13 protein-coding genes are annotated in these 12,968 nt (G+C 35.4%); 8 read left to right on the forward strand and 5 right to left on the reverse strand.

Annotated features, from left to right (window positions below):
* Positions 1-41 precede the first annotated feature (41 nt).
* A complete protein-coding gene (locus AB1K81_RS00120; protein WP_412974620.1) occupies positions 42-377 on the forward strand; it encodes a hypothetical protein in 336 nt (111 codons plus the stop codon).
* Positions 378-440: 63 nt separating this feature from the next.
* Positions 441-728: a hypothetical protein gene (locus AB1K81_RS00125; RefSeq protein ID WP_412974621.1), complete on the forward strand. Its 288-nt coding sequence runs from the start codon at positions 441-443 to the stop codon at positions 726-728.
* 458 nt (positions 729-1,186) lie between these two features.
* Here AB1K81_RS00125 and AB1K81_RS00130 read toward each other — a convergent pair whose 3' ends face one another.
* A complete protein-coding gene (locus AB1K81_RS00130) occupies positions 1,187-2,209 on the reverse strand; it encodes a DUF3231 family protein (RefSeq protein WP_412974622.1) in 1,023 nt (340 codons plus the stop codon).
* Between the two features lie 204 nt (positions 2,210-2,413).
* Here AB1K81_RS00130 and AB1K81_RS00135 point away from each other — a divergent pair, with 204 nt between their 5' ends.
* Both AB1K81_RS00135 and AB1K81_RS00140 read left to right on the forward strand, forming a co-directional pair.
* The gene (locus AB1K81_RS00135; RefSeq protein WP_412974623.1) at positions 2,414-3,262 is read left to right on the forward strand and encodes a patatin-like phospholipase family protein; all 849 of its coding nucleotides are present in this window, start codon (positions 2,414-2,416) and stop codon (positions 3,260-3,262) included.
* Positions 3,263-3,751: 489 nt separating this feature from the next.
* On the forward strand, positions 3,752-3,874 hold the full coding sequence (locus AB1K81_RS00140; protein WP_412974624.1) for a YuzL family protein: 123 nt from the start codon (positions 3,752-3,754) through the stop codon (positions 3,872-3,874).
* A gap of 55 nt (positions 3,875-3,929) precedes the next feature.
* Here AB1K81_RS00140 and AB1K81_RS00145 read toward each other — a convergent pair whose 3' ends face one another.
* Complete coding sequence (locus tag AB1K81_RS00145; protein ID WP_412974625.1) at positions 3,930-4,844, reverse strand: helix-turn-helix domain-containing protein; 915 nt, start codon at positions 4,842-4,844, stop codon at positions 3,930-3,932.
* A 134-nt stretch (positions 4,845-4,978) separates the two neighbouring features.
* Between AB1K81_RS00145 and AB1K81_RS00150 the strand changes: the two genes are divergently transcribed.
* The 4 genes from AB1K81_RS00150 to AB1K81_RS00165 all read left to right on the forward strand — a co-directional run bounded on the left by AB1K81_RS00150 (position 4,979) and on the right by AB1K81_RS00165 (position 9,887).
* A complete protein-coding gene (locus AB1K81_RS00150) occupies positions 4,979-6,328 on the forward strand; it encodes an amidohydrolase family protein (protein ID WP_412974626.1) in 1,350 nt (449 codons plus the stop codon).
* Between the two features lie 158 nt (positions 6,329-6,486).
* Positions 6,487-7,614: a DUF4279 domain-containing protein gene (locus tag AB1K81_RS00155; protein WP_412974627.1), complete on the forward strand. Its 1,128-nt coding sequence runs from the start codon at positions 6,487-6,489 to the stop codon at positions 7,612-7,614.
* An 85-nt stretch (positions 7,615-7,699) separates the two neighbouring features.
* Positions 7,700-8,923: a DUF418 domain-containing protein gene (locus tag AB1K81_RS00160; RefSeq protein WP_412974628.1), complete on the forward strand. Its 1,224-nt coding sequence runs from the start codon at positions 7,700-7,702 to the stop codon at positions 8,921-8,923.
* 49 nt (positions 8,924-8,972) lie between these two features.
* Complete coding sequence (locus AB1K81_RS00165) at positions 8,973-9,887, forward strand: GNAT family N-acetyltransferase (RefSeq protein ID WP_412974629.1); 915 nt, start codon at positions 8,973-8,975, stop codon at positions 9,885-9,887.
* Positions 9,888-9,935: 48 nt separating this feature from the next.
* On the opposite strand, the gene AB1K81_RS00170 is transcribed toward AB1K81_RS00165, so the two are convergent.
* From AB1K81_RS00170 to AB1K81_RS00180, 3 genes are read right to left on the reverse strand one after another with little or no spacing between them, the layout of a single operon-like run.
* Complete coding sequence (locus AB1K81_RS00170; RefSeq protein ID WP_412974630.1) at positions 9,936-10,934, reverse strand: NAD(P)/FAD-dependent oxidoreductase; 999 nt, start codon at positions 10,932-10,934, stop codon at positions 9,936-9,938.
* Positions 10,935-10,965: 31 nt separating this feature from the next.
* Positions 10,966-11,982 (reverse strand): FecCD family ABC transporter permease, encoded by a 1,017-nt coding sequence (locus AB1K81_RS00175; protein ID WP_412974631.1) that lies wholly within the window; start codon positions 11,980-11,982, stop codon positions 10,966-10,968.
* Positions 11,982-12,959 (reverse strand): FecCD family ABC transporter permease, encoded by a 978-nt coding sequence (locus AB1K81_RS00180; RefSeq protein ID WP_412976088.1) that lies wholly within the window; start codon positions 12,957-12,959, stop codon positions 11,982-11,984. The genes AB1K81_RS00175 and AB1K81_RS00180 overlap by 1 nt, the downstream gene beginning before the upstream one ends.
* Between the last annotated feature and the right edge of the window lie 9 nt (positions 12,960-12,968).

The raw sequence follows: 12,968 nt of genomic DNA on the forward strand, positions 1-12,968 counted from the left end.
GAATATAATATTGTGACTAGTACAAAAAGGAGGCGAAAACTATGAGTGAAGTATGGAGAAACCCAAGTGTTTTTGGAGATAGTGGAAGAGGATCTGGTGACTCTCGATCAAGAAGTAATTCAAAAAGTAATTCTAGAAGTGAAGCAGATAATGAACTAGATTTCAGAAGTGATAATGAACTAGACAATGAGAATGATGTTCGTGTTAAAGATAAAAATACTAACATAGCAAGGGCTAGAGTTGAAAATAGTGGAAATTCAAGAGTAGATTTGGATATTAACGTAGATAGTGAGTCACGGGCAAGAGTACGTGCTAGGTCTGAAGCTGATTCTGATCAGGACCAAGATCAAGAGCAAAATCAAGATCTTGATTTTTAATTTTTTTTGGAGGGATACTAAATAGAGTATCCCTCTATTCAACCAAAAGAGGAGTAGATGGTGGTGGAAAAACGAATTCAAAATAAATTAAAAACCCTAATAGATAAGAGTGGAAACTCAGATGTAGATCTAGTTGTGAACATAGAAACAAAGGCAATTGCTTATAGTATTTTATGTAGTATTTATGCTAGGGGAGACATAAATGAGGTGGAACTGGAAAGGGCAGTTGATAAATTAGATGCATTGATTGAGAGGGACAGGAGAAAACAAAAAGAAAGAAATCAAGTACTGGATTTTGACCCGGAGAAAAGAGATCATCTAAAGCGTACTTCTAGAAGAAAATGGATATAGGCATTTTCTTCTTTTTTATAGCGATTATTGGGAAATTAAAGTTGATAATATTTTTCTAGTTAACCTTACCTTACTTTCATCTTGAGAGATTTTAGTTTTTCGAACGTTTTTACCAGGGACGTATTATCTAATGGCTACCTAGTTTTTCTTGGGAGATGGATGCAAAAGAAATACTTCTTACTCCTACTACATTACGTGCTCGATTAAAGGAGCCAATTATTCTTAAGCCTGGTACAAATGTTCCTCATCTGACAAAAATATTATTTTTCTTCATAGTGAACAATCTCTGCATTGTAGTTGTATTTACTTAAACAGAATGATTTATTATTCAATGAAGGATTACTATCATTTATTAAAAGTAAGAAGAAAGAGAATAATGGATAAAGAAAAAAACTAGAGTTAAAAGTTTAAAAATAACTCCCTTGAGGTAAGTGAATTACTTAAGGGAGTATTTTAAATTAAAACAGCTTTCTATCCACTTCCGGTTGTCTTTCCCACCATCTATGTTTCACCATAATGTTATAGCAAAGGACTCCTGCTTCTGTTGCATGGGTATACACCTTAAGATAGTTCAACATTACATCTGAACGGAGGCTTGATCCTAGTGCTGCACCATAATAGGATAGAGCCGCATTTACTAAAAACGCTGCATGAAACATCATTAGTTTGTCTGAAAAAGGACTAATAGTAGAATCTGTAATTTCAGAATCCCATTTCTCTGGTATTACTAAATTATCTTTTTGTAATATAGCATCAAAACTATTAGCATCCTGTCTAGCTAGTTTTACATTTTTTAACATGAAATTACGAATATCCTCACGTGCTGCCACTTGGCTAAAGCCTAAGCTTAATGTACTAATGAATCCAGTTTTCTTTGAATTGAAGAATAAATTACTAACCTCAGAACAATTAAGTGGCCTTCTTTCCCCAATTAAATTAGAAATAATTCCAGTTGTATTAAGAAATTCCACCTTATCGGGTGAAGGTATGGAGGGAGGACTGACATATTTAGGTTTTGTCTTAAATATAGCCATTATTTTTTTAAATAACTTTTTCGAAGTTGTAATGCATTCCGAAAAGTAGAATTGGATATCTTCTCTTTCAGACGTGGAATAAGCCAAGCTATAAGCGGTTATTCCGTGTACTGTCATAATATAAGAATAGAAGAGTAAAAATTGGTCCGTAAACAATCGTGGTGCATGTAAATTAACATCTCTTTCTGTAAAGCCTTTAGGGAGTTGGAACCCTTCATTTTGAAAAATTTCTTTCATTTTTTTTATATGATCTTCCGCCATCCTTAGGGAGACTTGTATAATAGATTTTATCTCTTTGTCTTTCACTATTTTAAGAAAATATTTGTAAACACAAATTGCCATTGTATCGCTCATATACTGAACCCAAATACTAGATATCTCAGCTGCGGTTAATTTATTTCTCTTTTTTATTCGTAAAACGCTAGGATGTGAGGACGTTTTTAACAATAGAAATACCTCCAGAATTTTATTGAATATGGATTATTTTATGGAGTAAAGGATGAAATATACGGTATAGGAATATTTGGGTTAGTACAGAATAACACGACAAAAAAACAACAAGTTAGAAATTTCCACTTTTTGGATTTATAATAGATATAGAAAATGAATTAATAGAATTCCTTTGATTAAGGTTTTCAGAGGGGGGATTGTATGAACCATATAGGATTAGTATTAGAAGGTGGAGGAAGTAGAGGGATTTATACTGCGGGAGTTATTCGTTATTTAATGGAGCAAGATATATACTTACCATATGTTATTGGAGTTTCTGCAGGAGCATGTAATGGCTCATCCTATATTTCGAGGCAAATGGACCGAAACAGAGCGGTAATAATTGATTACCTTGATCATCCGGATTACGTATCCTTCCGAAATTTTGTTAAAAAGAGAGAGATTTTTGGAATGGACTTTTTATTCGATGTTTTACCAAATGAACTGGAGCCATTTGACTTTAATACATTTTATGAGGCAAAAGAAGAGTTTGTCATTGGCGTTACTGATTGTTTGACTGGAGAACCAGTATTTTATAAACGAGAAGATTATAAGGAAGAGATTTTAAAAGTAATTCGTGCTTCAAGTTCTTTACCATTGTTTGCACCTGTTGTAGATTTTAATGGGCGTAAACTATTAGATGGGGGAATTTCCGATCCCATTCCGATTAAACAATCAGTTAGAGACGGGAACAAGAAGAATGTCGTTATTTTAACTAGAAATAGAGGGTATGTAAAAAAGCCCCAGTCATTTGGATGGTATATGCGAAAAAAATACAAAGAATATCCAGGTCTATTACGAGCAATAGAAAAGCGGCATCAAGTTTATAATGATACATTGAATTATATTTTTGAAGAAGAGAAGAAGGGAAATGTATTTGTTATAAGTCCTTCTGAAAAGTTAGAGGTAGGACGTGTTGAAAGGAATAAGGATAAATTGACTGATTTATATCATTTAGGTATGGAAGATGTTAAAAAAGTATCTGAGCAGTTGAAGGAATTTTTAGCTTAGAAATGAGATTGACTTGATATTTAAAATATCAGGTCTTTTTTCTATTTAAGTAATTGGACATAACGAGAGGAAAAGCGGTTGGAGATGTCTAATAGCAAGGTTCTATTGGACAAAACGAGAGGAAGAGCGATGAAAATGTCTAATAACTGAGTTCTATTTGACAAAACGAGAGGAAAAGCGATGAAAATGTCTAATAACCGGGTGCTTTTGGACAAAACGAGAGGAAAAGCGATGAAAATGTCTAATAACCGGGTGCTTTTGGACAAAACGGGAGGAAAAGCGGTGTAAATGTCCAATAACCGGGTGCTATTGGACAAAATGAGAGGAAAAGCGATGGAAATGTCTAATATCCGAGTGCTATTGGACAAAACGAAAGAAAGAGCGGATGTAATGTCCAATAGCATCTAATATGCTTTCTGAGTAATTTATTAATTAAACAACATACCTTAAAAATTATCAGGAACACTATAACTTGGAGGTGAAATTATCATGACCAAAAGAAAAGTCGGTGTTGGAATGGGATCTTCAGAGGTAGAAGGCCAAGGAACGACTAATAGAGAAACAGGGAAAATGAAGAAAGATTCTTCAAGAAAGAAGAAAAAGCGTACTTAAGTAAGTAACCCACTACACCTCCAATTGTTTCAGAAGAACTGTTGGAGGTGTAATACTATTTAGAATTAGCGATATTTATGTAAGATAAAATTTGCTCCAAATATATAGTAGTGTTATTTGCAATTCCATTAGCTCCTAGATCATTAAGAATTTGAATGGATTGTCGTAGCTTAGCCTCTCCAGCTTCTTTATCTCCACACTTCAAATCAAAAGCTCCCTTTAGCTGAAGCAATTTTAGCCGTTCAAATAAATTTCCCTCTGGCAATTGAATTTCTTCTACGTAGGAAAAAAACTCCTCAATTTCTTTCTTGTATATTAACTCTTCTTGGAAGCGGTTCACGGGGCCAATTAATAGAGTAAGTGTATTAATCAGGATGGCAATAATCGCATCATTTGTTTTCTTAAATCTGTGATAACGGCTACTTTTTCCATATGCTGTCCTAGATAGCTGAGCAACGATACTCGGATCGAGAAAGAACATCGTTGCACTATAGAGAGCTAATTCATAATATCCCCATATTTCAATCCGAAAAAAATAATCGGCTAACTGATTGATTTCTTCCTCCCCCACGTTCTCATCCATTGCAGCGGAAACCAACATACTCTCATAAACTTGAAGCATCAATGCATTAAAATAATACGTTTCTAATTTGTATTGCTCCCACTTTTTCATTTCTTGATTTTTAAATTGCTGTAATCGGGCTACATTTTGACTATTATAGGCTTTGTTTACTTGCTGGAAAAATTGTTCGATTTTACCTGGTTGGTAATCATGATGTACGTACAAAAATTCATCCATACTCATCATAAGCTTATCTAAAATTCTTGTGAAAATTCCAAGCGTTATATCGGAATCTCCTCGTTCAAATTTTGATAAAAATGAAATCGAGCATACCCCATCAGCTAGTTCCTTCATTGTTAATCCTTTTTGCTTACGAATGATTCGAAAGGTTTCACCATAATTTCTCATAATACTAGCCACCTTAATCAAAATTCCACTATATGAAAATTTTATCAATCCTAATAAATGTTCGAATTACAATAAAATTACAACAAGTACTTTCAAATAAGTATAACGGAAAAAAATTAGGGGAGGAAACTGAAATGATGGAATTAAAGCATTATATTCTAGCAAATGGAACAATAATTGATGTAGAAAAAGGAGTTTGTTTTGAAGGATCAATTGAAGTACGAGGAAGTAAAATTATAAAAATCTATAATCATAATGAGACAATACCTAAAGGGGTAAAACTAGTTGATGTAAGAGGAAAGTATCTTATACCAGGATTAATTGATATGCACTGTCATATTCAAGAACAGTTTGCGCCTCACTTTTTAGCTTCTGGGGTAACAACGGTTCGTAATACCGCAGGAAATGTATTCATGCTAAAAAAATTAATTGATGCACCAATAGATGCACCAACACCAAAAGTATATGCTGCAGATCGAATGATTGATGGAACTCCCGGTTTATGGGGGCCAACAAGCTTCGGAAATCTTGTCACAGATGACCCGGAAATAGCAAGAAAAGAAGTTAGAAGACAAGCAGCTGCTGGGGCGAAATTTATAAAAGCGTATGGGTTGATTAAGAGAGAGGTTTTACAAGCTGTTGTGGATGAGGCAAACCAATATAATCTAGAAGTAAGTTGTGATCTCATCCATTCAAAAGATCTGACTGCTTTAGATGCTGCTAAACTAGGTGTGACGTGGTTTGAACATGCTTCAGGTTTTGGGCAGGCTCTTTATAACGGATGGTATCCAACTGCAGATCAATCGGAGTGGGGGCATATTAACTGGGAGAATCCAGATGAAGAAAAAATCAAGGAATTATGTGAAGAAATGCTTAAGTATCATGTAAAGCTGTGCCCAACGCTTGTGCTTACTGATCAAGTATCGCAGTATCCAAATACATGGTATCCCAAAAATAAAGTAACCGAATCACTTGAAAAAGAAAATATTCTAATTGGCCATTGGGAAAACATGTCTGAACAGAATGAACTATTAAAAGAGCAACTTGGTATATTAGATCTGTTTACTAAACTAGTTGCAAAAACGTATTATGATTTGGGAGGAACTGTTGTTACTGGAACCGATACACCTGCACTTATTTGGACATTTCCGGGTATGGCTTTACATCGTGAAATAGAAATATTTGTAGAAATTGGACTCTCAGAAATGGAAGCATTGCAGGCTGCAACCATCCGTGCAGCAAAATCTATACACCTAGATAGTATTGGTGCTATTAAAGAGGACTACTTTGCAGATATTGTAATCCTAGATGATAACCCATTAGAAGATATTCAACATACGAGAAGTATTCACCGAATAATTAAAGGTGGAAAAATATACTCACAAGACGAAATATTAAAGCACGTACCAAGCAATGAATATATGGAAAAGACTTTAAGTGAATTTCAAGAGGAATGGAAGGAATTAGAAACTATTAATAATTGATTTATAGAAATAACCTCTTGGTAAGAGTGATGACGGTTAACCTCGATTCATTCTTGCCATTTTTGTTGTTTTTATTGTAAAAAAAATCCAAATATAATTATAAGTAATGTATAGTTAGAATTAAGCAAATATAGTTTACAACACTAGGGGGTAGAATGTTGCAATATCCATATCATAAAGGAACAATGGAAGCACAAGGAGTAACGATTCCTTATACTTTGTCAGTGAAAAATAGTCAGCCTAAAAAAATTGCTATTTTATTACCTGGTAAAGAATATACAACACAAGGCCCCATTATGTGGTATACCAATCATCTTTATTGGGATGAAGGTTTTGATACGTTTCAATTTCATTATTCAGGAATGAATATAAATGAAGAAAATCTACCAGTAATTGTTAATGAAATGATCCTTTCTTTTTTACAGGACCAGGAATATGATACCGTTCATTTTGTCTCACTAGGACTTGGATCTACAATTGCAGCCTATTTTCTTACACACCAGCTTTATCCGAATATAAAAGCAGTTTGGTTCACACCTTATACTCATCATCCTCAAGTATTACAAGCCTTGTTGGAACGTCCAAATAAAGGGCTAGTCGTAATAGGAGAGATTAGTGATGTGGTAGACGACGAGGACATTCAATTATTAGAGGGAAATGAGAATTTAACTGTTGCACATGTAGCTGGAGTGAATGATCTTTTAGAAGGTATATATGTAGAATTAAATATTGATGCAATGAGATCAGTCATACAAATGATACGGGAGTACATAAAAAAAGAGCAGATTGAACTAAACGAGAAAAAATCAGAAATCATGGTCTATTTTAGTCTTTATGGTGACGACTTTCCACTAGAGGAAGTAACGGAAAAACTAGGTGTTCTACCAACCGATACGGATAAAAAAGGTGAGGAGATTATTCCGCCAAATGGAAAGATAAATCCTGATTTCAGAAGATATTATACACAAACTTGGTGGGAACTAGGCACCGATTATGAAGCCTCTGTTGATTTAAAGGATAAGATGAATGAGGTTATCCAGAAGCTTCGAGATAAAGTATTTATCATTAATGAGTTACGAAAAAAATATGATTTAACATCTCGTATTCAAGTTGTTATCCGAGTGGAAAATGGTGAAATGCCAATTCTTACACTGGATAAAAAGATCCTCAGTTTTGCTCATCAAATTCAAACCGAATATATTAGCTTGGATACTTATGTCATGCCTTTTGATGAAAATTTACGATTTGAAAGTGATGGGATTACGTTTAAAGGGAGGAAGTTATAAAGGTTTATTTAGCAAATAGTGAAACTTAAATTTAATAGTTAACGTAAAATAATAGAAAGTTACTAACGAACAAGGGGGAACTGTTTTGGTTAATTCACCAATTTCAAGTCAAGAACGAATTCGTACTATTGATATTATTAGGGGATTTGCGTTATTTGGAATTTTTCTAGTTAACATGCCATCATTTCATAGTGCTATATTTGTGAAAACAATGAATGGATACGAACCGGAGTATACTGGTTGGGATTATTGGTTAGATGGATTTTTCACATTGTTTATTGATATGAAATTTTTTACGATTTTTTCTTTTCTGTTTGGATTAGGTTTTTATATTTTTATTAGCCGTGCTGAGATGAAAGGACAAGCTGCTACAAAATTATATATTAGAAGAATAATAGCATTACTAGTATTTGGGCTGATACATTTGATTGCTCTATGGTATGGAGATATTTTACATACATATGCACTTTCAGGACTTTTCTTGTTATTGTTCTATAAACGAAAGATCAAAACAATGCTGATTTGGGCGGGCAGTTTGTTATTAGCATATAATGCCTTCAATAGCCTCACCTTATTAATACCAAATACATTATTAGAACAAATAGAAGTACCAAGAATAGTAATGGAAAGTGAAGTTTCTAGTTATACGGCTATTTATCAACATTCTGGATACCTAGAATGGGTAAGCTATCGACTTGGAGCAGAGCTACCAATGATTCTATTGAATATACTTCCTGCAATGATTCCGGTACTTGCGATGTTTTTAATCGGATTAGCTGCTGGAAAAGCAGGTATCTTCCAAGATGTATCTAAACACCTGCAATTGCTTAAAAAAATACGTCTCATTACTTTATTAATCAGTATTCCACTTGTTGCACTTCTCGCTTTATATACATTTGGAATAGTGGATTCAGGGGTTAAACAACTATACATTATTCAAGTATTGACGAGCATTAGCAGTATTCCTTTATGCTTATTTTATATTACTGCATTGACCATATTACTAAGGAGAAATAAATGGCAACAAAGATTACGTTCCCTTGGATTTACAGGTCAAATGGCATTAACAAATTATTTAATGCAAACTATCATTTCTATTGGGATTTTTGTAGGATTTGGTTGGTATGGGAAAGTAAATCTTGTAACAGGTACAATTATTTGTTTCATTATATTTGCAGTACAAATGATTATTAGTACTTTTTGGTTGAAAAAGTTTCGCTTTGGCCCGTTCGAATGGTTATGGAGATCGATTACGTACTGGAGAATTCAACCACTTGTTAAAAATAATGATGAGAGAAGCTATTCCTAACTATGTCAATTATGACTAAGAGTGAAACAGATTGAGGTGAAGCTGTACAATGCTAACAGAGATTAGGAATTTTAAACAAGAAGATTTACCGTTATTAAGTGAATTCTATCACTCTGTGACAAAAGATAGAAGAGTCATATTTTGGTGGGTTGGCCCAGAAGAGAACTGGGATAATGTGATTTGTGCTTTTGATGCTGGAAAAATAGTAGCAAAGGGTCAAGTTGAAATTATTAACCGCGTTTCAGAAGGACATCCAATACAAAATAGACATATGATCTATATAAATCTTAAAACCTTACCCGGTAGAGAGCTAGATTATAATTTATTAAATAAATTATATAAACCGTTATATAGTCGTGCATTAGAACTGAAGCAACTACTTTCAGCAGATTACCAAACGAACCTTTGCGTAGGTAACTTTGGGGCCGAGATAAATAATAATCGCTACTTTGTGAAAGAGAAAGGCTTTAGGCCATTAAATACACTATATACAATGGAAAGAGATTTACAACAACCCATCGAGTCTATCACGCTATCACATTCAGATTTACAATGGAATTTTTGGGAAATGAAGGGACTAGAAGAGGAAAAGCGATATTTAGAAGTAGAGCGTGAGATTTGGCCAGATGCTGCACTTGGGCTGAACAGATTACATGAATATAAAGCTAATCCATCGTGGACTGCGATTCCAGTATTGGAAAATGGGAGTATAATAGCTTCTGCAATGGCCTGGCGGGAAGAAGATATGGGTGTCATTGAGGATGTGTTTGTAAGAGAAAACTGGAGGAGAAAAGGAATTGCAACATTTCTTCTAACAACAGCACTCACCTATTTAAAAGACATTGGACTAACCAAAGCAATGTTGATGGTTGATACAGAGAATGAGAAAGCACTACAATTGTACCGGTCAGTGGGGTTTAACGTAATAGAGGAAGAAAGAAGATTTTTTATTGAGTTAACTTAGTTCATATAAGAAAGGACATGGGGCAATTCAGACCACATGTCCTTTACGTTACTTGCGATAAATTACCGTGCTATATACTTGTGGAGCTGCCTTCGGGTTAAGATATTTCGCAACACTATTTACAGCCGTTAGTCCTTCTGTATAGCCAGAAGCAATTAGCATTGTTTTTCCTGGATATCCGGTAGAATCCCCAGCTGCAAAGATTCCTTCAATGTTTGTCGCCATATAGTGATCAACTGCTACTTTGCCACTAGATGTTTCTAATCCCCATTCTTTAAATGGAGTAGCAACCATTTTGAGACCGTTATATCCAAGCAGATGATCAACTTTAATGCGTTGTTCACCTTTCTCATCGGACTTTATTGTAATTTCATCTAGCCAACCATCTTCCCCTTGAAGTTCTATTAAATTACTATTTAATTCGACAATAACGGATGACTCCTCAAGACTTTGTAGTTCTTCGTCTGCAGCGTGCTGGAAGGTGTTTTTGTTATTAACTAAATAGACACGCTCTGCAATATTTTCTAGTGTGAGTGCCCAATCTATTCCGATTCTATTGTTGGAAGCAATCATAATTTGTTTTCCTGCAAATTGCTGAAGGTTGCTAATCGTATAATGAACAGATTTTTGTTCGAAAGACTCTAACCCGTCCACTTCGGGTTTTACTGGATTAAATTTACCAGTTCCAGTTGCGACGATTACGGCCTTTGCTCGGTGACGAGTTCCGTCAGATGAAGTTAGGGTAAAGATATCATCTTCATCTTTAGTTATCGTTTCGATCCATTGGTTAAATATGATCGTAGGTTGATTTATTGATGCTTGCTCTATCATTTGCTCGACTAACTGATCTCCAGTGATTTGTGGTATTCCGCCAACATCATAAATAAGCTTTTCCGGAAGAAATTGAAGCACTTTTCCACCAAGCTCGGATCCGGATTCGATTACTTTTGTTTTCAAATCACGCATACCACAATAAAAAGCAGCAAATAAACCTGTTGTTCCTCCACCGATGATAATGACATCGTGTAGCTCGTTATGTTCCCCCATAATAATCTCCCTTTTACATGTATTTAAGCAACTAGCTCTTCATTAATAAATAGATAAAATAAGATCCACCAACTAATGATACGATAAGTCCGACCGGAATTTCTGATGGTGATAAAATATTCCGTCCAACTGTGTCTGATACTAAAAGTAATAAAGACCCCATCAATGCCGTAATCGGAAGGAAGGAATAATGGTTAACACCGACTAGTTTTTTCGATAAATGAGGTGTAACAAGTCCAACAAAGGCAATTCCACCACCGACAGAAACACTAGAACCAGCAAGTGCGACAGCGATAAATAATAAGCCAAATCGATTTTTTTCTACATGAGTACCAAGCCCTTTTGCAACATCATCCCCTAATTGTAATGCATTTAATACATTGGATTGATAAAGTGCAAGTGGGATAAGTATGACTACCCAAGGTAACAGGGCAAGGACATAGGTCCAGTCTGCACCTGCGATATCCCCAGACAACCATACAGTCGCTCTTGTAAAATCAGTTGGATCCATTTTTAACTGGAACATGATTATCAAAGCTGCAAATGCGCTATTAATCCCTATTCCAACTAGTATCAAACGAATCGGTGAGATACCGTTTTTCCAAGAAAGTAGATAAATTAGTATTGCTGCAACCATTGAGCCAGTAAGAGCTGTAAGTGGTAAAAAGAAAATTGATGTGCTCGATAATTCCGTCATGCCACTTTGAAATAAGTAGATGTATAGCACAACGGCAAAACCCGCACCAGCATTTATTCCAATTATTCCTGGATCTGCTAATTCATTGTGGGTAATACTTTGTAAAATTGCTCCAGATATCGCCATTGCTGCGCCAATTAATATTGCTATCACGATACGAGGTAGCCTGAACTCCATCAGTACCATACTGTTATAATCGTCCCCTTGACCGAAAACAGTTTTGAAAACGTCAATCGGTGGAATGGAGATGACACCTAAGTTGAGATTAGTTAATATCGTGATAATAATTCCTATGATTAAAATGATGGCAGTGATTGCAATTCGTTTCCCTTGTTTTGAACTAGATTTCATTACATCTTTCCCCCTTCACGACGTGCCAAGTAGAGAAAGAATGGAACACCGACTAATGCAGTAATTGTCCCTACAGGTGTTTCGAATGGTGGATTAACCATTCGTGATACGGTGTCTGCTATAACTAGTAATAATCCCCCAAGTACTGCCGAGCAAGGAACAATCCATCTATAGTCTACTCCCACAAGAAAACGAGTAATATGAGGTATCACTAATCCGATAAAACCAATAGTCCCTGATACCGATACAGCTGCACCTGTGAGTAATAAAACGACTATCGTACCTACTGTTTTAATAAGTAACGTATGTTGTCCTAAGCTTTTAGCAACATTATCTCCTAAGGCTAAAACCGTGATAGACTTGGCAAGGATAAAAGCAAGTATAAGTCCGATTACGACAATTGGCCATAGGAGCTGAACATGAAGCCACTGTACACTCGATACCCCTCCTGCATACCAAAAGCTCATATCTTTTGCCACATTAAAATGGATAGCTATAGCTGACGATAACGAACTGAGTATCGCAGACACTGCAGTACCAGCTAAGGCAAGCTTAACGGGAGTTAAACCTGATTTGGAAATGGATCCTACTCCAAATACAATCGCAACACCAAGTCCAGCCCCAGCAAATGCCCATAGCATCATGACGAAATTAGATGCGTGAGGCATAACTATAAGCGCAATGGCCATCATAAAAGTAGCTCCAGCTGTTACCCCCATAATCGATGGGGAAGCAAGTGGATTTCGAGTCATCCCTTGCATCAGGGATCCGGAAACTGCAAGAGCAGCACCTATTAAAGCGGCAGCTAGTGCCCTAGGTATTCTAAGCCCTATTATAATTTGGTGTGATGTAGAATTAGAATCAAAATTCGTAATGCTTTGCCATATCGTTTGTAAGTTTATATCCGCTGCTCCAAATAAAATAGATATTGCAATAGAGAAGATGAGAAAAACTGTTCCTCCAAGTAAAATAAACATCGGAATGAC

Origin of the sequence: Ornithinibacillus jepli, from assembly GCF_047228935.1 — a bacterium.
In the GTDB taxonomy this organism is placed as follows: domain Bacteria; phylum Bacillota; class Bacilli; order Bacillales; family Amphibacillaceae; genus Ornithinibacillus.